Annotated in this window: 15 protein-coding genes; 11 read left to right on the top strand and 4 right to left on the bottom strand. The window is 62.5% G+C overall.

Annotated elements, in window-relative coordinates; genetic code table 11:
• Positions 1 to 53 precede the first annotated feature (53 nt).
• The 4 genes from phaC to EUB48_RS11945 all read left to right on the top strand — a co-directional run bounded on the left by phaC (position 54) and on the right by EUB48_RS11945 (position 5,252).
• Positions 54 to 1,763: a class I poly(R)-hydroxyalkanoic acid synthase gene (gene phaC / locus EUB48_RS11960; RefSeq protein ID WP_142819331.1), complete on the top strand. Its 1,710-nt coding sequence runs from the start codon at positions 54 to 56 to the stop codon at positions 1,761 to 1,763.
• A gap of 15 nt (positions 1,764 to 1,778) precedes the next feature.
• The gene (locus EUB48_RS11955) at positions 1,779 to 2,957 is read left to right on the top strand and encodes an acetyl-CoA C-acetyltransferase (protein WP_142819330.1); all 1,179 of its coding nucleotides are present in this window, start codon (positions 1,779 to 1,781) and stop codon (positions 2,955 to 2,957) included.
• Between the two features lie 119 nt (positions 2,958 to 3,076).
• On the top strand, positions 3,077 to 3,814 hold the full coding sequence (gene phbB / locus EUB48_RS11950) for an acetoacetyl-CoA reductase (RefSeq protein WP_142819329.1): 738 nt from the start codon (positions 3,077 to 3,079) through the stop codon (positions 3,812 to 3,814).
• Positions 3,815 to 3,905: 91 nt separating this feature from the next.
• Positions 3,906 to 5,252: a dicarboxylate/amino acid:cation symporter gene (locus tag EUB48_RS11945; RefSeq protein ID WP_142819328.1), complete on the top strand. Its 1,347-nt coding sequence runs from the start codon at positions 3,906 to 3,908 to the stop codon at positions 5,250 to 5,252.
• 29 nt (positions 5,253 to 5,281) lie between these two features.
• On the opposite strand, the gene EUB48_RS11940 is transcribed toward EUB48_RS11945, so the two are convergent.
• From EUB48_RS11940 to EUB48_RS11930, 3 genes are read right to left on the bottom strand one after another with little or no spacing between them, the layout of a single operon-like run.
• Positions 5,282 to 5,884 (bottom strand): 2-hydroxychromene-2-carboxylate isomerase, encoded by a 603-nt coding sequence (locus tag EUB48_RS11940; protein WP_142819327.1) that lies wholly within the window; start codon positions 5,882 to 5,884, stop codon positions 5,282 to 5,284.
• Between the two features lie 31 nt (positions 5,885 to 5,915).
• Positions 5,916 to 6,635 carry a glutathione binding-like protein gene (locus EUB48_RS11935; protein WP_142819326.1) on the bottom strand — a complete coding sequence of 240 codons (720 nt, stop codon included), beginning with the start codon at positions 6,633 to 6,635 and terminating at the stop codon, positions 5,916 to 5,918.
• 9 nt (positions 6,636 to 6,644) lie between these two features.
• The gene (locus EUB48_RS11930; protein ID WP_142819325.1) at positions 6,645 to 8,456 is read right to left on the bottom strand and encodes a M14 family metallopeptidase; all 1,812 of its coding nucleotides are present in this window, start codon (positions 8,454 to 8,456) and stop codon (positions 6,645 to 6,647) included.
• A 130-nt stretch (positions 8,457 to 8,586) separates the two neighbouring features.
• On the opposite strand from EUB48_RS11930, the gene dusA reads away from it, so the two are divergent.
• From dusA to EUB48_RS11910, 4 genes are all read left to right on the top strand, one after another.
• Complete coding sequence (dusA, locus tag EUB48_RS11925) at positions 8,587 to 9,609, top strand: tRNA dihydrouridine(20/20a) synthase DusA (protein WP_244618181.1); 1,023 nt, start codon at positions 8,587 to 8,589, stop codon at positions 9,607 to 9,609.
• A gap of 182 nt (positions 9,610 to 9,791) precedes the next feature.
• Positions 9,792 to 11,714 (top strand): PrkA family serine protein kinase, encoded by a 1,923-nt coding sequence (locus EUB48_RS11920; protein WP_142819324.1) that lies wholly within the window; start codon positions 9,792 to 9,794, stop codon positions 11,712 to 11,714.
• Positions 11,715 to 11,732: 18 nt separating this feature from the next.
• On the top strand, positions 11,733 to 13,004 hold the full coding sequence (locus EUB48_RS11915; protein ID WP_142819323.1) for a YeaH/YhbH family protein: 1,272 nt from the start codon (positions 11,733 to 11,735) through the stop codon (positions 13,002 to 13,004).
• Positions 13,001 to 14,581, top strand: coding sequence for a SpoVR family protein (locus EUB48_RS11910; RefSeq protein ID WP_142819322.1), 1,581 nt, complete (start codon positions 13,001 to 13,003; stop codon positions 14,579 to 14,581). The genes EUB48_RS11915 and EUB48_RS11910 overlap by 4 nt, the downstream gene beginning before the upstream one ends.
• 47 nt (positions 14,582 to 14,628) lie before the next feature.
• Here the strand turns inward: EUB48_RS11910 and EUB48_RS11905 are convergent, their stop codons facing one another.
• A complete protein-coding gene (locus tag EUB48_RS11905; protein WP_244618180.1) occupies positions 14,629 to 15,006 on the bottom strand; it encodes an RNA-binding protein in 378 nt (125 codons plus the stop codon).
• Between EUB48_RS11905 and EUB48_RS11900 the strand changes: the two genes are divergently transcribed.
• The 3 genes from EUB48_RS11900 to EUB48_RS11890 are packed head-to-tail and all read left to right on the top strand — an operon-like array spanning position 15,005 to position 17,869.
• Entirely contained in the window at positions 15,005 to 15,799 is a 795-nt protein-coding gene (locus EUB48_RS11900) for a hypothetical protein (RefSeq protein WP_210411623.1), read from the top strand. The genes EUB48_RS11905 and EUB48_RS11900 overlap by 2 nt on opposite strands.
• Positions 15,796 to 17,274: a cbb3-type cytochrome c oxidase subunit I gene (locus EUB48_RS11895; protein WP_142819320.1), complete on the top strand. Its 1,479-nt coding sequence runs from the start codon at positions 15,796 to 15,798 to the stop codon at positions 17,272 to 17,274. The genes EUB48_RS11900 and EUB48_RS11895 overlap by 4 nt, the downstream gene beginning before the upstream one ends.
• Complete coding sequence (locus tag EUB48_RS11890) at positions 17,246 to 17,869, top strand: SCO family protein (protein WP_142819319.1); 624 nt, start codon at positions 17,246 to 17,248, stop codon at positions 17,867 to 17,869. The genes EUB48_RS11895 and EUB48_RS11890 overlap by 29 nt, the downstream gene beginning before the upstream one ends.
• Position 17,870 lies beyond the last annotated feature (1 nt).

The raw sequence follows: 17,870 nt of genomic DNA, 5'->3' as shown, positions 1-17,870 counted from the left end.
CGCGTAGAGTGTTAAATTAAAGCTTATAAATAACAGTATCACGAGGAGACGGCATGAATCAGGAATCTCCGGAGTTCTGGGCCCAGGCGGCCCAACAATTTCAGCAAGCCTTCAGCGATAACTGGAACAAGACGATGCAGTCTTATCAAGGGGTGGACCTGGGCGGCGCCGGCGCATTGGCCTCCGTGACTCCTGTGACCTTGCCGCCCGCACGGCTGCAGGAGCTGCAGCAGCAGTATGTGAGCGAGGCGATGCAGCTGTGGAACGAGAGTGTGCAGGCCGTCCCGACGAGCAACGACAAGCGCTTCAAGGCGGACGCCTGGAGCCACAACCTCGTCTCGGCCTTCTCCGCCTCGACCTACCTGCTGAACGCCCGCACGCTGATGGCCATGGCGGAGTCCGTCGAGGGCGACGAAAAGGCCAAGGCGCGCATCCGCTTTGCGGTCGAGCAATGGATGGCCGCCTCGGCCCCGAGCAACTTTCTGGCGTTCAATGCCGACGCGCAGCAAAAGGCCATCGAGACCCAGGGCGAGAGCATCGCCGCGGGGCTCGCCAACCTGCTGCGGGACATGCGTCGGGGCCATGTGTCCATGACGGACGAGAGCGTTTTCGAGGTGGGCAAGAACGTCGCCACCACCGAAGGCGCCGTGGTGTTCGAGAACGAGCTGTTCCAGCTGATCGAGTACAAGCCGCTCACGGCCAAGGTGTACGAGCGCCCATTCCTGCTGGTGCCGCCGTGCATCAACAAGTTCTACATTCTTGACCTGCAGCCTGACAACTCGCTGATCCGCTACGCGGTGGCGCAGGGCCATCGCACGTTCGTGGTGAGCTGGCGCAACCCGGACGCCTCGCTCGGGAACAAGACCTGGGATGATTACATCGAAGACGCTGCTATCAAGGCGATAGCAGTCACGCAAGAGATCACGGGGGCCAAGAGAATTAATGCCCTGGGTTTTTGCGTCGGCGGCACCATTCTGTCCACCGCGCTGGCGGTGCTGGCGGCACGCGGCGAGAAGCCGGTGGCCAGCCTTACCCTGCTCACCACCTTGCTGGATTTCAGCGATACCGGCATCCTCGACATCTTCATCGACGAAGGCATGGTCAAGTACCGCGAAATGGAGATGGGCAAGGGCGGCCTGCTCAAGGGCCAGGACCTGGCCTCGACCTTCAGCGCGCTGCGCCCGAACGAGCTGGTGTGGAACTATGTGGTGGGCAACTACCTCAAGGGCGAGACCCCGCCGGCGTTCGACCTGCTCTACTGGAACGGCGACTCCACCAACCTGCCGGGCCCGTTTTACGCCTGGTACCTGCGCAACACCTACCTGGAAAACAACCTGATCAAGCCGGGCAAGGCCATCGTGTGCGGCGAGGCCGTGGACCTGCGCAAACTGGACCTGCCGGTGTATATCTACGGCTCGCGCGAAGATCACATCGTGCCAATTGGCGGTGCGTATGCCTCCACGCAGTGGCTGCCGGGCAAGAAGCGTTTCGTGATGGGGGCATCGGGCCATATTGCGGGGGTCATCAACCCGCCCGCCAAGAACAAGCGCAGCCACTGGATTGCCAATCACGACAAATTCCCGCCCACGGCGCAGGCGTGGATTGCCAGCGCCAAGGAGTATCCGGGCAGCTGGTGGGCCGACTGGTCCGACTGGCTCGCGGGTCACGCGGGCAAACAGATTACCGCCCCCAAGGCCTATGGCAAGGGCAAATACAAAGTCATCGAAGCGGCTCCGGGCCGCTACGTCAAGGCAAAAGCTTAATCACTGGAGGTCAAAATGGAAGACATCGTTATCGTCGCCGCCACACGCACTGCCGTTGGCAAGTTTGGTGGCACTCTCGCCAAAACCCCCGCCACCGAACTCGGTGCGGTCGTCATCAAGGACATCCTCAAGCGCAGTGGCCTGGCTGCCGACCAGATTGGCGAAGTCATCATGGGCCAGGTGCTGGCGGCGGGAGCGGGCCAGAATCCGGCGCGCCAGGCGCTCATCAAAAGCGGACTGAACCAGGGCACGCCCGGCCTGACCATCAACGCGGTGTGCGGCTCCGGTCTGAAGGCCGTGATGCTGGCGGCGCAGGCGGTGGCCTGGGGCGACAGCGAGATCGTGATTGCCGGCGGCCAGGAGAACATGAGTGCTGCACCGCACGTGCTGATGGGCTCGCGCGAAGGCCAGCGCATGGGCGACTGGAAGTTGACCGATTCCATGATCGTTGACGGCCTGTGGGACGTGTACAACCAGTACCACATGGGCATCACGGCCGAGAACGTGGCCAAGAAATACGGCATCAGCCGCGAGGCGCAGGATGCGCTGGCGCTGGCCAGCCAGCAAAAGGCGGCGGCCGCGCAGGATGCCGGCAAGTTCAAGGATGAAATCGTACCGCTCAGCATCGCGCAAAGAAAGGGCGACCCCCTCGTTTTTGCGGCCGACGAATTCATCAACCGCAAATCGACTGCCGAGGGCCTGGCGGCCCTGCGCCCCGCGTTCGACAAGGCCGGTGGCGTCACTGCGGGTAATGCCTCGGGCATCAATGACGGTGCCGCCGCCGTGATGGTCATGACGGCCAAAAAGGCGGCCGCGCTGGGGCTCAAGCCCCTGGGCCGCATTGCCAGCTTCGGCACCAGCGGGCTCGATCCGGCTTACATGGGCATGGGCCCGGTACCTGCGTCCACCAAGGCCCTGCAGCGCGCCGGCTGGAAGGCGGCCGACCTCGATTTGCTGGAAATCAACGAAGCCTTCGCCGCGCAGGCTTGCGCCGTGAACAAGGAAATGGGCTGGGACACCTCCAAGGTCAACGTCAATGGCGGCGCGATTGCCATTGGCCACCCGATTGGCGCCTCCGGCTGCCGTATTCTGGTGACGCTGCTGTACGAAATGCAAAAGCGCGACGCCAAAAAAGGCATCGCATCGCTGTGCATCGGTGGCGGCATGGGAGTTGCCCTAACTATCGAGCGCTGATTTTGTAGCCCACAATGGCCATGGGTTGGAGTAGTCAACACTTTCAGCCCATAGTCCCCGTGCAATGGTCGTAACATGCTATTAAATTTATAGCGAACAGGGTGAAAAAGGAGCAAATCATGAGCAAGAAAGTAGCATATGTCACCGGTGGTATGGGCGGCATCGGAACCGCCATTTGCCAGCGTTTGCACAAGGAAGGCTTCGCGGTCATCGCGGGCTGCGGCCCGACCCGTGATCACGCCAAGTGGCTGGATGAGCAAAAGGCACTGGGCTTTACGTTCCATGCCTCGGTTGGCAATGTGGGGGATTGGGATTCCACGGTGGCCGCGTTTGAAAAGGTCAAGGCGGAGCATGGCCCGGTGGCGGTGCTGGTGAACAACGCCGGTATCACGCGCGACGGGCAATTCCGCAAGATGAGCAAGGCCGACTGGGATGCCGTGATCTCGACCAACCTGAACAGCATGTTCAACGTGACCAAGCAGGTCATTGACGGCATGATCGAAGCCAACTGGGGGCGTGTCATCAACATCAGTTCGGTCAACGGCCAGAAAGGCCAGTTTGGCCAGGTCAACTACTCCACGGCCAAGGCGGGCCTGCACGGCTTCACCATGGCGCTGGCGCAGGAAGTGGCGGCCAAGGGGGTGACGGTCAACACCGTGAGCCCGGGCTACATCGGCACCGACATGGTCAAGGCCATCCGCCAGGACGTGCTCGACAAGATTGTCGCGACCGTGCCTGTCAAGCGTCTGGGTAGCCCGGAAGAAATTGCCTCCATCATCGCGTGGATCGCGTCAGATGATGGCGGCTATGCCACCGGGGCCGATTTCTCGGTCAACGGTGGCTTGCACATGGGGTGAGCCTTACTGCATATTTCCCATTTTTTGAAAACCCGCTTCGGCGGGTTTTTTTGTCATCACGGAATCGTTCAAACCAAAAGAGGTCTGCCAAATGAGTGAAACACTGGTGGCGGCAAAACGTCCGCTTTATAAATCCCTTTACGTGCAGGTGCTGGTGGCCGTGGTCATCGGTGTCGTCCTGGGCCACTTCTACCCGCAGTTCGCGGCGCAGATGAAGCCACTCGGAGATGGTTTCATCAAGCTGATCAAAATGATCATCGCCCCGATTATTTTCTGCACCGTGGTGGTGGGGATTGCGGGCATGGAGGACATGAAGAAAGTGGGCAAGACCGGCGGCCTGGCCTTGCTCTACTTCGAGGTCATGAGCACTGTCGCGCTGATCGTGGGACTGGTCATCGTTAATCTGTTGCGGCCGGGCTCGGGCATGAATGTGGACGCCTCCACGCTCGACACGAAAAGCATCGCCGCGTACACCGAGCCCGGCAAGATGCAGGGCACGGTCGATTTTCTGCTCAACGTGATCCCGAACACCGTGGTCGACGCATTTGCCAAGGGTGAAATTCTGCAGGTGCTGCTGTTTGCGATCATGTTCGGCTTTGCGCTGCACAAGTTTGGCGGGCGTGGCACGCTGGTGTTCGATGTCATCGAAAAAACCTCGCACGTGTTGTTCTCCGTCGTCGGCATCATCATGAAGGTGGCCCCCATCGGCGCCTTTGGCGCGATGGCTTTCACGATCGGCAAATACGGCATCGGCTCGCTGTTTTCGCTGGGCAAACTGATGGGCACGTTCTACCTGACCTGTCTGATTTTCGTCTTTGTGGTGCTCGGTATCGTTGCGCGCCTGAACGGCTTCAGCATCTGGAAGTTCGTCAAGTACATCAAGGAAGAACTGCTGATCGTGCTGGGCACTTCATCGTCCGAGTCGGTGCTGCCGCGCATGATGGAAAAAATGGAGAACCTCGGTGCCAACAAGACAACGGTCGGCCTGGTGATTCCGACCGGTTATTCGTTCAATCTGGACGGCACATCGATCTACCTGACCATGGCCGCCGTCTTCATTGCGCAGGCCACCAACACCCCCATGACATTGATGCAGGAGATTACCCTGCTGATGGTGCTGCTGCTCACCTCCAAGGGCGCGGCCGGCGTCACCGGCAGCGGCTTCATCGTGCTGGCGGCCACGCTGTCGGCCGTGGGTCACGTGCCGGTGGCCGGCCTGGCGCTGATTCTGGGCATCGACCGCTTCATGTCAGAGGCACGCGCGTTGACGAATCTGGTGGGCAATGGTGTGGCTACCATCGTGGTGGCCCGGTGGACGGGCGAACTCGATACCGAGCGGCTGCACGCGGGGCTGAATAACGAAACCTGGGTCGAAGCCGAGATGCCCGAAGTCTTGCTCGACCGCAAAGTCGAGCACATGGGGGTGACGAGCCGGTAGCCGGGCGCCGGCGCGAGTCAGGCTGCGTGCTACTTCTTTGCCCGCAGCACGGCGGCGCGCAGCAGCACCAGCCGGTCGTTGCCAAAGTACATGTCGTCGCCGACAAAAATAGTGGGCGAGCCGAAGCCGCCGCGCCGGATCAACTCCCCGGTATTGGCCTTGAGCTGTTCCTTTATTGCGGGCTGCGCAATACCGGCAAAAAAATCGTCGGGCGCGACCCCTGCCTGCTGGCAGGCCCGTGCCAGCACAGCGTCCTGCGAGATGTCTTCGTCGCGCTGCCAGTAGGCTTCAAACACGGCCGTGGCAAACGGGACCAGCTTGTCTTGCGGTGCCAGCCACAGGCAGCCACGCATGGCCTTGACGCTGTTGACCGGAAAGACGGTGGGCGGCATCATGATCTTCAAGCCTGCCGCGCGCGCCCAGTCCTGCAGGTCCTTGAGCATGTAGTCGCGCTTGGGCGGCACCGGGTTGTCGCGCTGCGCGTACACGCTCTGGTTGACACTGTTGAACACGCCGCCCACGAGGATCGGCCGCCAGCGGATGGGCACGTCCAGCTCGCGGGCGAGCGGCTGGATGTTGTGGAAAGCAAGGTAGGTCCAGGGGCTGGAACAGTCGAAGAAAAATTCAATCATGAACGGGCTCCGCGATGCGGTCGAACGAGGTTCAGATGAGCTTGTGCGCACCGCCGCGCACGCTTTGCGCGGTCTGCCCGAAAAGCGCCTTGCGCGCTTCCTCGGTCAGGCCCGGCGCGCGCAAGTCCTTGCCCAGATCGAGACCGCGCTTGACGGCCGGGCGCCGGAACAGCGTGTCGTACCAGCGCCGGATATTCGGGAAATCTTCCAGCGCGACTTGCTGTGCCTTGTACGTGCGCACCCATGGAAAGATGGCCATGTCGGCGATCGAGTAGGCCGCACCCGCCACAAAGGCACCGGTGCGCGCGAGTTGCGCGTCGAGCACACCGTACAGGCGATCCACCTCGTTGCCGTAGCGCTCGATCGCGTAGGGGATTTTCTTGGGCGCGTACAGCAGGAAGTGACCGTTTTGCCCGGCCATCGGGCCCAGGCCCCCCATTTGCCACATGAGCCACTGCAGAACCTGGTAGCGATCACGTAGATCAGCGGGCAGGTAGCGGCCCGTCTTTTCAGCCAGATAAATCAGGATGGCGCCGCTCTCGAACACCGACACCGGCGCGCCGCCGCCCGCAGGCGCATGGTCCACGATGGCGGGCATGCGGTTGTTCGGGCTGAGGGCCAGAAATTCCGGCGTGAACTGCTCGCCCTTGCCGATGTTGACCGGGACCAGCCGGTAGGGCAGTGCGCATTCCTCCAGCATGATGGAAATTTTCCAGCCATTCGGGGTGGGCCAATAGTGCAGGTCGATCATCCAGGTTCCTCAAGGTGCATCTTGCAGCGTGAGTGACGGTGCCGTCATCACGCGCACGGTGCTTTGCAGGCCGTTCAGAAGGTGGTTGGCGAAGTAGCTGCTTTGGGTGTCGGGCTCCAGTGCTGCCAGCACCAGGCTGCCCAGCGGCTGGTTCACCGGAACGTAGTAGCTGCCGCGTGGTGCGTCGACCACCCCGCGCACCAGATCGACGGCGACTCGGGTGGCCGGTTGACTGCCGGCAATGGCGCCGCGCGCGTCCTGCCGCGCGACCGCGGATCGCGCCGTTTCCCGATAGCTCTCGCCCAGGACGGTGCCGGGCTCGGCGACCTGCATGACCGGGATGCCCAGCAGACGCAGGCGGTCCACCGCCACGGTGGAGGCGGCCGACAGCAGGTAGCCGCAGGGGCGCATGCGGCTTTTCAGGGGGCGCAGCTGCAAGGCGGAGGTCCAGTCGACGGTAATCGTGCGGTCCAGCCCGGTTTGGGGGTCGAGCATGATCAGGTCGCGCCGGGTAGGGGTGGGTGCCACCTCGATCACCGCCTCTTCATTGCACGCCTTGGCGCTGACCTCGCGTTCCACATACGAGCGCAATTGCACCAGATCGTTGGCACGACGCGCCGTGCTGCCCAGCACGGATGTAATGGCGGTCACGTCGGTGTGGACCCGGCGCTGGATGTGCAGCCGGCCAATGCCGACGCCGCGGGTTTCGATCAGCAGGCTGACCGCGTTTTCCAGCCCCCCGACGTTGAGCTCCGTATCCGGCTGGGTGCCGCCCATGAAGACGCGCTTGTCGTCCGGGTCCGCGGAGGTGGTGTAGTACCACTCGCTGCTCAAGGACTGCTCCTTGAGCGCCGCCACGACGGGCTGGCGGAACCATTCCTCGGACGCCTTGGTCACGAACTCGGGCAGATCGGCGGTGGTGGCGTACTGCAGCAGGGCGTCGAAGCGCTGAATGGCGCCAAACTTTTGCAGATAGCGGCCGGCCACGGTGTATTCGTGTGCATCGATGATCACCATCGGGCGGTAGTCGCGCGCGAGTTTGGCCAGTGCACGTGCCTCCGGCGTCTTCAGCAGCAGGTGGTCGCGGTTCATGTCAATCCCGTTCGCCGTCGCGCGCTGGCCCGCGGCGGCACCGTCGGGGTTGGCACGCGGCACGATGATCACGTTGATGTGATCCAGCAGCGGCTGTAGCGGGCCCTGCACCAGTTCACGTGCAATGACGAGCAACGCCTCACTGCCGGCGGGCTCGTTGCCATGCTGCTGGCCGATGAGCAGCACGGTGGGGCGTGCGGCTGCCAGCACCGTCGCGGCATCCGTGCTCGAAGCCCGGGTCACGATCAGCGCCTCGAGCGGCTCGCCGCGCTGCGACGGGCCCAGCGACAACACGGCCGCCTTCGGGCCGGCAGTCTGGGCCGACTGCCGCGAGAGGTCGCGCAACCATGTCTGGACTTCCGCGTTCGAGGTGAAGCTGGTGCGTCCGGGCGCCAGCCCCGGCGTACTGTAAACAACGGCGGGGTCGGGAAAGCGCGCCGCCACGGCGGCGCCATAGGGCGCCGCGGCTGGCCCGTTCGGTGCTGCCCCGATAGGCGTGACCTGCACCGGCACTGGCGTGGCCGGGGAGGGGGCCCGTGGCGCCGTGGCGGGCACCGTGGGGGCGGCCGTCGCGGGCTGGGTCGTGTCAGGCCATTGCGGCAAGGGAACGGAGGTGCAAGCCGCCAGCAGCAGCGCTGCTGCCGCCATCCACCACGAGCGCCGCCGGAGCGCGCACAGGCCTTCAGCAGGGCCAGCGGGGCGCGTGTTTGGTGCTGTCTGTCGTGTCATCGTCCAGGTCTCTTTGGCCATCACTTTGCGTTTCTCGATTACCGGGCCGTGCACCGGGTGAGCGCGCAGCCGCGTCGCAGGATATTACCCGCCCCGGCGCTGGCACCCGACCGCTGGGATAATTGAGGCCATGCCGACTTTGCCGATGCCTGTTGCCTTGCCACCTTCAACGCTGTCCGTGGCCCCCATGATGGCGTGGACGGACAGGCATTGCCGCTATTTCCACCGCCTTCTCTCCAGCCAGGCCCTGTTGTACACCGAGATGGTCACCACCGGGGCACTCGTGCATGGCGACGTTGCGCGGCACCTGCAGCACGACGCGGACGAGCATCCCGTGGCGCTGCAACTGGGCGGCAGTGAACCTGCGGATCTGGCGCACAGCGCCCGGCTCGGTGAGCAATGGGGCTACGACGAAATCAATCTCAATTGCGGCTGCCCGTCGGAGCGGGTGCAGCGTGGCGCTTTCGGCGCCTGCCTCATGGCCGAGCCGCAACTGGTGGCAGATTGTGTCCGGGCGATGGTGGACGTGGTGTCCGTGCCTGTCACGGTGAAACACCGCATTGGCGTCGACCGGACCGAGAGCTACGACTTTGTCCGCGACTTTGTGGGGACGGTCAGCGAGGCCGGTTGCCTCACCTTCATCGTCCACGCCCGCAACGCCTGGCTGAAAGGCCTGTCCCCCAAGGAGAACCGTGAATTGCCGCCGCTGCGCTACGAGCTGGTGCATCGCCTCAAGCGCGAGTTTCCGGCACTGACGATCTGCATCAATGGCGGCATCACCGGCAGCGAGCAGGTGGCGCAGCAACTGCAGACTCTCGATGGCGTGATGATTGGGCGCGAGGCCTATCACAACCCCTGGTGGCTGGCGCAATGGGACGAGCAGTTTTTCCATCGCTCGGCGCGCGCAGCGCTCACGCGCGAGGCGGTTGAGGAGCAGATGACCGACTACATGGCGCGCGAGGCGAAGTTGCATGGCACGCCATGGAGCGCCATCGCACGCCATATGTTGGGCCTGCGTCACGGCCTGCCAGGGTCGAGGCACTGGCGGCAAGTGTGGAGCGATCATCGGCTCAAGGCGTTGCCTGCGCGCGACGTGATGGCGTTGGCGCATGAGATGGTGCAAAACAGCCCGCCCGAGTGCGCCACAGCTTGATCTCCAGCCCGTCGCCCCAAGACAATGCTAGAAAGAGTGTGTTTTTTAGAACTTTTTTCACGTTTGATGGTCTATTCATCAGTCCCATGGGGGTATACATTGAGGGCTGTGCGGTAAGGCAGAGTGGGCCGTCACCACTGCAGTGATGGTGCCATTCGACCGCCGCTTGTGAAGGAGGTCTTATGGATGTCGTCCGCAACTTTCTGGCACGTTACGAGCAGTCTCGGGAGGAGGAGCTGTCGCTCGAAGATTATTTGGAGCTGTGCAAGAAAGATCCCCTTGTCTACGCCACCTCGGCCGAGCGCATCCTGGCGGCCATCGGCGAGCCCGAGATGTTCGATACGCGCCATGACCAGCGGATGTCGCGCATCTTTGGCAACAAGGTTGTCAAGATTTACCCGGCCTTTCGGGACTTCTACGGGCTGGAAGACCCGATCGAGCAGGTCGTGTCGTACTTCCGCCATGGCGCCCAGGGGCTGGAAGAGAAGAAGCAGATCCTGTATCTGCTGGGACCGGTCGGCGGCGGCAAGTCGTCGATCGCCGAGCGGCTCAAGCAACTGATGGAGCAGGTGCCGTTCTACGCCCTCAAGGGCTCCCCCGTGAACGAATCTCCGCTGGGCCTGTTCAGCAATACCGAAGACGCGCCGGTGCTGGAGTCCCAGTACGGCATCGCGCCGCGCTACCTGCAGCGCGTCATGTCGCCCTGGGCCGTCAAGCGCCTGGAGGAATACGGCGGTGACATTCGCAAGTTCCGCGTGGTCAAGCGTTTCCCGTCGATTCTCAAGCAGTGCGCCATCGCCAAGACCGAACCGGGCGATGAAAACAACCAGGATATCTCGTCGCTGGTCGGCAAGATCGACATCCGCAAGCTGGAAACCTTTGCACAGGACGACCCGGACGCCTACAGCTATTCCGGCGGCCTGTGCCTGGCGAACCAGGGCCTGCTGGAGTTCGTCGAAATGTTCAAGGCGCCGATCAAGGTGCTGCATCCTCTGCTCACCGCGACGCAGGAGGGGAACTTCAAGGGCACGGAGGGCTTCGGCGCGATTCCGTTCGACGGCATCGTGATGGCGCACTCCAACGAGAGCGAGTGGAAGGCCTTCAAGAACAACAAGAACAACGAAGCCTTTCTGGACCGGATCTACATCGTCAAGGTGCCGTACTGCCTGCGGGTCTCCGATGAGGTCAAGATCTACGAAAAGCTGATCCGCAACTCATCGCTGTCGCACGCGGTCTGCGCGCCCGGCACCTTGAAGATGATGGCGCAGTTCGCCGTGCTGACCCGACTGAAAGAGCCCGAAAATTCGAGCATCTTCAGCAAACTGATGGTCTACGACGGCGAGAACCTGAAGGACACCGACCCGAAAGCCAAGAGCTACCAGGAATACCGCGACTACGCCGGCGTGGACGAAGGCATGAGCGGCGTCTCGACCCGCTTTGCGTTCAAGATCGTGTCCAAGGTGTTCAATTTCGATTCCACCGAAATCGCGGCCAACCCCGTGCACCTGATGTATGTGCTGGAGCAGCAGATCGAGCGCGAGCAGTTTCCGCCGGAAACCGAGCAGAAATACCTGGGCTTCATCAAGGAGCAGCTCGCGGTGCGCTATGCCGAATTCATCGGCAAGGAAATACAAACGGCGTACCTGGAGTCCTATTCCGAATACGGCCAGAACATCTTCGACCGCTATGTGACGTATGCGGACTTCTGGATCCAGGATCAGGAGTTCCGCGATACCGACACTGGTGAGCTGTTCGACCGGGCGGCGCTCAACGCCGAGCTCGAGAAGATCGAAAAGCCGGCCGGCATCAGCAACCCGAAGGACTTCCGCAACGAGATCGTCAATTTCGTGCTGCGCGCGCGCGCCAGCAACGCCGGCAAGAATCCGGTCTGGACCAGTTACGAGAAGCTGCGCAGTGTGATCGAGAAGAAGATGTTCTCGAACACCGAGGATCTGTTGCCGGTGATTTCGTTCAACGCCAAGGCGAGCGCCGACGAGCAGCAAAAGCACGAGGACTTCGTCAACCGCATGGTGGCCAAGGGCTATACCCCGCGGCAGGTGCGCCTGCTGTGCGACTGGTACCTGCGGGTGCGCAAGAGCTCTTGATGCCGACCTGAGGCCACCATGCTCCACCAAATCATCGATCGGCGCCTGTCGGGTAAGAACAAGTCGATCGGCAATCGCGAGCGCTTTCTGCACCGCTACCGCGGGCAGATCCGCGAGGCTGTGCGCCGCGCCGTGAGCGGGCGCAGCATCCGGGACATGGAGCAGGGCGAAGACATCACGCTGCCAAGGCATGACGTGTCCGAGCCGGTGTTCGGGCATGGCCCGGGCGGCACGCGCGAGAGCGTGCACCCCGGTAACCAGGAATATGTGCGCGGCGACCGCATCGAGCGGCCGGCCGGCGGTGGCGCGGGTGGGGCCGGCAGCGGGGCGAGTCCGGACGGCATGGGCGAGGACGATTTCGTGTTCCGCATCACGCGCGAAGAGTTCATGCAGTACTTTTTCGACGACCTCGCGCTGCCGCATCTGGTGCGCACGCAGTTGCTGCCCGATGCGCCGGAGTGGCAGTCGCGGCGCGCCGGTTTCATCTCGGAGGGAACGCCGACCAATCTGCATGTGGTGCGCTCGATGCGCATGGCGCTGGGCCGCCGGATTGCCATGGGGGGCGATGTGCGCCGGCGCCTGCGTGAGCTGGAGGCACGGCTGGCGACGGCCTTGCGCCACGCCCAAACGCCGCATACCGAAATCCTTGCCCTGAAAGCACAAATCGAAGCGCTGCGGCGCCGGCTCGGCCAGATTCCGTTTCTCGACCCGTTCGACCTGCGCTACCGCAACCGGGTCCGGGTGCCACTGCCCACGGCCAAGGCGGCGATGTTCTGCCTGATGGACGTGTCCGGTTCGATGGACGAGGCGCGCAAGGACATTGCCAAGCGCTTCTTCATCCTGCTGTACCTGTTTTTGACGCGGCATTACGAGCGCACCGATGTGATTTTCATCCGCCATCACACGCAGGCCTCGGAAGTCTCCGAGGAGGAGTTCTTCCAGTCTACCGAGAGCGGGGGCACGGTGGTGTCCAGCGCCCTGACGCTGATGCACGAGATCATCCAGGCGCGCTACCCGTCGAACCAGTGGAATATCTACGGCGCGCAGGCCTCGGACGGCGACAACTGGCACCAGGACTCGGCCAAATGCCGGGAACTGCTGTCCGACAGGCTGCTGCCGCTGACCCGCTATTTCGCCTATGTCCAGGTGGCCGATGAGGACCAGAACCTGTGGCAGGAATACAGCCTGGTGCAGGCGGCGCACCCCAACTTCGCCATGCAGAAAATCTCCGGGCCGTCCGAGATCTACCCGGTGTTCCGCGAGCTGTTCAAGAAAACGACCACGCCATGACCGTGCCCACCTTCCAGGTACCCTCAGACGAGCCGGCCGGGCCGCCCACAGGGCCGCGAACCGTTGGTCGCCGCACGCCGCTGCCGTGCCCGTCCGACTGGTCGTTCGAGCTGATCGAGACGTACCACGCCGAGATTGCGCGCATGGCCCAGCGCTTCGGGCTGGACACCTACCCGTTGCAGCTGGAGGTCATCAGCGCCGAGCAGATGATCGACGCCTACGCTTCGGTCGGCATGCCGGTGAACTATCGGCACTGGTCGTATGGCAAGCAGTTCATCGCGACGGAAAAAAGCTATCGCCGCGGACAGATGGGGCTGGCCTATGAGATTGTCATCAACTCCAACCCCTGCATTGCCTACCTGATGGAGGAAAACACGATGCCGATGCAGGCGCTGGTGATGGCGCATGCCTGCTATGGCCACAACTCCTTTTTCAAGGGCAACGACCTGTTTCGCATGTGGACCGACGCCACCTCGATCATCGACTACCTGGTGTACGGGCGGGCCTACATCGCCGAGTGCGAGGAGCGCTACGGGCTGGACGCGGTGGAGGAACTGCTGGATTCCTGCCACGCCCTGATGAGCCACGGGGTGGACCGCTACCGGCGCTCGCAAAAGCGCTCGCTGGCCGAAGAGGAAGCACTGCGCAAGGACCGCGAAGCCTACCTGCAGCAGCAGGTGAACGACCTGTGGCGCACCCTGCCGAAGGCAGCCGAAAAGCAGGTCGAGAAAAAGAGCCGGCGCTTTCCGGCCGAGCCGCAGGAAAATATCCTGTACTTCATCGAGAAAAACGCCCCGTTGCTTGAGCCCTGGCAGCGCGAGGTGATTCGCATCGTGCGCAAGATTGCGCAGTATTTCTACCCGCAGCGCCAGACCCAGATCATGAACGAAGGCTGGGCCACGTTCTGGCACTACACGCTGCTCAATGCCATGTACGATGAGGGCCAGTTGACCGACGGCTTCATGATCGAGGTGCTGCGTTCCCACACCAATGTGATCTACCAGCCTCCGGTCACACACCCGGGCTACAGCGGCATCAATCCCTATGCGCTGGGTTTTGCGATGTTCAGCGACCTGCGCCGCATCTGCGAGAACCCGACCGAGGAGGACCGGACCTGGTTTCCCGACATCGCGGGGTCGCCCTGGCTGCAGACGCTCGACTACGCGATGCGTCATTTCAGGGACGAGAGCTTCATCGGCCAGTACCTGTCGCCCCATCTGATGCGCGAGATGCGGCTGTTCTCCATCGTCGATGACGCATCGCAAAACGAGCTCGAAGTCGCCGCCATCCACGACGAGCGCGGCTACCGTCATGTGCGCGAAGCGCTGGCGCGTCAGAACGACCTGAGCTACCGCGAGCCCAACATCCAGGTCTGGAACGTCGATTTGCGCGGTGACCGCTCCCTGACCCTGCGCCACACGCGCCACAATGACCGCCCGCTCAACGAGGAGGCGCAGGAAGTCCTCAAGCACGTGGGTCGGCTGTGGGGGTTTCGCGTGCGGCTGGAGAGCGTGGACAAGCACGGCAAGGTGATGCAGCAGTGGGAGGTCACGCCAACCCTGCCGCCCGTGTCCTGACGGCTGTGCGGTGCCCGCTGCGGCACCTTTCCGGCGCCCGTGCCGGCTCAGGCCATGTCTTCGATGATCAGCGGGCGGTATTTCTGCGCATAGGAAAACGGCACGCTGCGCACCGTTTCCATGATCCGCGGGGTGTCCTTTTCGGACGGCACATGGATCATCACCGCGCAGTGCCCCTGCCGCGCGAATTTTTCGTATTCGCGCACCGTGTCGCTCTCGGACCCTACCGAAGGCAGCGGGTTGGTGTCGTCGCGTACGGTCTTGCGGATCTGCCCGAGGATGACCTCGGGCGTGAGCAGCATGAGTTCGCGGTCGCTGTAGCCGCTCGCACGCAGATTGCGGTCGAGCGTTTCAGCATCCTCGAGTTTGGGCAGCATCACGAACAGATAGCCGGTGGGGTAAAACACCCCGCGCATCGTCAGCATGCTCGATTCCATTGAAAACGGCTTCATGGCATTCCTTTCGGCCGCATTGCGCGCCATCAGACACTACTCGTTCAATTTAGTTGCTGGGCCGATGGAATTCAAACTTCCCGCTCTTTTCGGCAAGGGCAATGGCGGCCCACGCCTAAGCATCGGCTTCTTCGGCCAGCCAGAAAAATTCAACTTGACAGTTCTGTTTTTTGCCGCGACATTTCAGCCATCAAAAATGCACCTTTACGAAGGAACTGCCATGGTCATACAGGACGAAGTCTGGTTGTTGACGTTGACGGGGATCTCAGTGGTCGCGCTGGCGTTCATTTACGTGATCGCCCAGGCGGGCAAGTCGGCCGATTCGGCTCAGGTGCAAAAGAGGGCCCATGCGATCCGACGATGGTGGCTCCTCGCGTTGGTTCTGCTCGGTGTCGGCGTGGCGTATGCGACCCTGAGCCCCTTTCCGATCGCCAACCAGCGCGTGCAGGCGCCAGCCGCACAGATCGTCAACGTGATCGGGCGCCAGTGGAACTGGGAATTGAGCCAGAGCCAGGTGCGGGCGGGCACGCCGGTGGAATTCAACGTCACCAGCGCCGATGTCAACCATGGCTTCGCGATCTACGGCCCGGGCGACCGGATCGTCACGCAGACCCAGGCGATGCCCGGCTTCAGCAATCGGCTGCTCCATACCTTCACCGAGCCCGGCAAGTACCGGGTCATGTGTCTGGAATATTGCGGTTTGGCGCACCACGGAATGGTCACCGAGTTCGAAGTCGTAGCGGCCGATAAAGGAGCGCAACCATGAGCACAATGCAGCTGTACCCGGCCGACGAGGCCCTGACGCGCAACGAGCGCATCGTCTTCAATTTGTATGTGGCTTCGGTGCTGCTCGTCTTTGTGCTGATGATGCTGCTGGGCTTGACGATGCGCCTGGCCCAGAGCACCTGGCTCGGCGTTCCGCTCGACGTTTTCTATCGGGTAATGACGGCGCACGGTGCCGGCATGGTGGGCACGATCGGGTTGGCGTCCAGCGTGGTGATGTGGTTTTTTCTGCGCAAGTATGTCAAGTTGACACTCGCGATCTTCGCTGCCAACTACGTGCTCTTCATACTCGGCGCGGTCGCTCTCCTGGCGGCGGTATTCATTGGTGGCTACGCCGGAGCGTGGACCTTTCTTTATCCGCTGCCGGTGCATTCAATGAATGTGTGGAGTCCGCATGCTGCCGCGCTGTTCATGCTCGGCTACCTGCTCATCGGCGTCGGCTTTCTGTTGTTCTACCTGGATGCGATGTGGGCCATCATCCGGGTTTACGGCAACCTCGGCCGCGCGCTGGGACTGCAGTGGCTGTTTGGCGGCGAGATCGACAAGTCGCATCCGAAGGCCGTGGTTGCGAGCACCATGGTGGCCATCACCAATTCGATCGGTGTGCTGGCTGGCGCGGTCGTGCTGGTGATGTGCCTGATCAACATCTATTTTCCGTCGGTCGGACTCAACGCACTGCTGGTGAAGAACCTGACCTATCTGTTCGGTCACATGTTCATCAACGCCAGCATCTATATGGGCGTGATCGCCGTCTATGAGATGTTGCCGCGCTACAGCGGCAGGCCGTACCCGATCTCGCGACCGTTCCTGTGGTCATGGGCGTCGAGCCTGGTGATGGTGCTGATCGTCTATCCACACCACCTGATGATGGATTACGCCATGCCATTCTGGATGCTGGTGATGGGCCAGATCATTTCCTACTGCGCCGGCCTGCCGGTGTTTACCGTGACGGTCTATGGTGCGTTGACCAATGTTTACCGTTCCGGCATGCGCTGGCGCATGCCGTCCAGTCTGCTGATGTTGTCCATGTTCGGGTGGGCGGCGGGCATCATCCCTGCCATCATCGATGGCACCATTTCCGTCAACAGGGTGATGCACAACACCCAGTGGGTGCCGGGTCACTTTCATTTCTATCTGCTGCTCGGTGTGCTGCCGATGGTGCTTGCGTTGATGTTTCACGTGATTGGCCAGCGTACGCCCGCTCGCGCAAGCGACAAGCTTGGCTTTCCACTCTATGTTTTTGGGGGCCTGGTGTTTGTCTTCGCATTCCTCGCGGCCGGCCATGAAAGTACGCCGCGGCGTTTCGCGGTCCATCTGCCGCAGTGGCTGCCGTACGACCAGGCCGGGGCCATCGGTGCAGCCTTGCTGATTACAGCGATGCTGGTGTTCGCTGTTCAAATCCTTGTCGGGCTGCTCAGGTCGCCTGGCCATGCCGACCCTGCGCGCGTTACTGGCTAGCCTGGCGTTCCTGCTGGCCGGTGGTGCCGTGTTCAGTGCAGCCACCGACCAGTTCCAGGCCTTTACCACCGAAGCCGCGCGGCGGCTTGCGGTGCAGCGGCATCCGGTCGAGATTCCTGCGGCGGGCCTGCAAACCCAGTCGGGCGCGCACATCCAGTTGAGCGATTTTCGCGGCAAGTGGCTTGTGATCGATTTCATCTACACGCGCTGCCCGAGCTATTGCATCGCGCTCGGCGGCGAATTCGCGCAATTGCAGGATCGTCTTGCCGGGCCAATCGCTCAGGGCAAGGTGCAGTTGCTGAGCATCAGTTTTGACCCGGATCACGATATCCCCTCGCAACTTGCGGCCTACCTGGCGCACTCACGCGACCGCGACCGCGGCCGTGGCTGGCTCGCCGCCAGGCCGATCGACCCTGACGGCCTGGCGCAGATCAAGCGTGCGTTCGGCGTCACCGTCATCGCCGACGGCCTCGGCGGCTACACCCACAACGCGGCAATCCATCTCGTCGACCCGCGTGGCCGGCTGGTCGGGATCTTCGATCTCGGTGACCCGGGGCCCGTCGCACAGGTCGTGTTGCAGCGCCTCGGCCGATGAA

The organism is Rhodoferax sediminis, from assembly GCF_006970865.1.
Lineage (GTDB): Bacteria > Pseudomonadota > Gammaproteobacteria > Burkholderiales > Burkholderiaceae_C > Rhodoferax_A > Rhodoferax_A sediminis.
The sequence above is the reverse complement of the archived record's forward strand: the minus strand, read 5'-3'. Positions and strand labels throughout refer to the sequence as shown.

What these genes read in the sequence shown, in the direction of transcription:
- phaC (WP_142819331.1), top strand. Translation starts at nt 54, where the DNA reads ATGAATCAGGAATCTCCGGAGTTCTGGGCCCAGGCGGCCCAACAATTT.
- EUB48_RS11955 (WP_142819330.1), top strand. Translation starts at nt 1,779, where the DNA reads ATGGAAGACATCGTTATCGTCGCCGCCACACGCACTGCCGTTGGCAAG.
- phbB (WP_142819329.1), top strand. Translation starts at nt 3,077, where the DNA reads ATGAGCAAGAAAGTAGCATATGTCACCGGTGGTATGGGCGGCATCGGA.
- EUB48_RS11945 (WP_142819328.1), top strand. Translation starts at nt 3,906, where the DNA reads ATGAGTGAAACACTGGTGGCGGCAAAACGTCCGCTTTATAAATCCCTT.
- EUB48_RS11940 (WP_142819327.1), bottom strand. Translation starts at nt 5,884, where the DNA reads ATGATTGAATTTTTCTTCGACTGTTCCAGCCCCTGGACCTACCTTGCT.
- EUB48_RS11935 (WP_142819326.1), bottom strand. Translation starts at nt 6,635, where the DNA reads ATGATCGACCTGCACTATTGGCCCACCCCGAATGGCTGGAAAATTTCC.
- EUB48_RS11930 (WP_142819325.1), bottom strand. Translation starts at nt 8,456, where the DNA reads ATGACACGACAGACAGCACCAAACACGCGCCCCGCTGGCCCTGCTGAA.
- dusA (WP_244618181.1), top strand. Translation starts at nt 8,587, where the DNA reads ATGCCGACTTTGCCGATGCCTGTTGCCTTGCCACCTTCAACGCTGTCC.
- EUB48_RS11920 (WP_142819324.1), top strand. Translation starts at nt 9,792, where the DNA reads ATGGATGTCGTCCGCAACTTTCTGGCACGTTACGAGCAGTCTCGGGAG.
- EUB48_RS11915 (WP_142819323.1), top strand. Translation starts at nt 11,733, where the DNA reads ATGCTCCACCAAATCATCGATCGGCGCCTGTCGGGTAAGAACAAGTCG.
- EUB48_RS11910 (WP_142819322.1), top strand. Translation starts at nt 13,001, where the DNA reads ATGACCGTGCCCACCTTCCAGGTACCCTCAGACGAGCCGGCCGGGCCG.
- EUB48_RS11900 (WP_210411623.1), top strand. Translation starts at nt 15,005, where the DNA reads ATGCTCGATTCCATTGAAAACGGCTTCATGGCATTCCTTTCGGCCGCA.
- EUB48_RS11905 (WP_244618180.1), bottom strand. Translation starts at nt 15,006, where the DNA reads ATGCTGACGATGCGCGGGGTGTTTTACCCCACCGGCTATCTGTTCGTG.
- EUB48_RS11895 (WP_142819320.1), top strand. Translation starts at nt 15,796, where the DNA reads ATGAGCACAATGCAGCTGTACCCGGCCGACGAGGCCCTGACGCGCAAC.
- EUB48_RS11890 (WP_142819319.1), top strand. Translation starts at nt 17,246, where the DNA reads ATGCCGACCCTGCGCGCGTTACTGGCTAGCCTGGCGTTCCTGCTGGCC.